At 72.9% G+C, this 601-nt stretch carries 1 protein-coding gene; it reads left to right on the top strand.

The window, feature by feature from the left end:
* Positions 1–121: 121 nt before the first annotated feature.
* Positions 122–601 (top strand): ATP-binding protein (locus EAO76_RS43080; RefSeq protein WP_148841654.1); only part of this gene is annotated, 480 nt, incomplete at its 3' end.

The raw sequence follows: 601 nt of genomic DNA, 5'->3' as shown, positions 1-601 counted from the left end.
CGGGCGCGCGGAGCACGGCCATCCGCCGAATGAGCGGTCTCACATCCGGTCCGTGCTTACGAACGGTGCGGTGCGGCAATACAGGTATCGGTATGTCGAGCCGCGGCCAGGAGGCTGGAGCATGAGCATCTGGTGGTCCCTCCATCTGCGGCGTGAGGCCGCGAGCGTTCCGCTCGCCCGCCGCTTCCTGTTGGGGACGATGGAGACCGCGGGTGTGGACCCGGACATCTCCTTCGATCTGTCGCTCGCGCTCAGCGAGGCCTGCGCGAACGCCGTCGAGCACGGCGGCGACCACCGGGACGCGGAGGACCGGGAGCGCCGGGAGGGCCGGGGCGTCGCCCTCGACCCGTGGGACGCGTGGGACGAACTGCCCGGATCGGCCTCCGGGCAGTACCGGGTCACCGCTTATCTGGACGGCGAGAAGTGCCGCATCGAGGTCGCCGACTCGGGCCCGGGCTTCCCCGCCCGGCAGCCGTCCGGCACGTCCGGGGAGCGGAACGGGCCGCAGCCGCGCGAGGCGCAGCCGTGCGAGTCGTGCGAGGCGCAGCCGTGCGAGTTCTCCCCGCAGTACCCGTCGCTCAGTGCCGAGGACGGCCGGGGC

Source organism: Streptomyces sp. sk2.1 (genome assembly GCF_008120935.1).
Classification (GTDB): Bacteria; Actinomycetota; Actinomycetes; order Streptomycetales; family Streptomycetaceae; genus Streptomyces.
The sequence above is the reverse complement of the archived record's forward strand: the minus strand, read 5'-3'. Positions and strand labels throughout refer to the sequence as shown.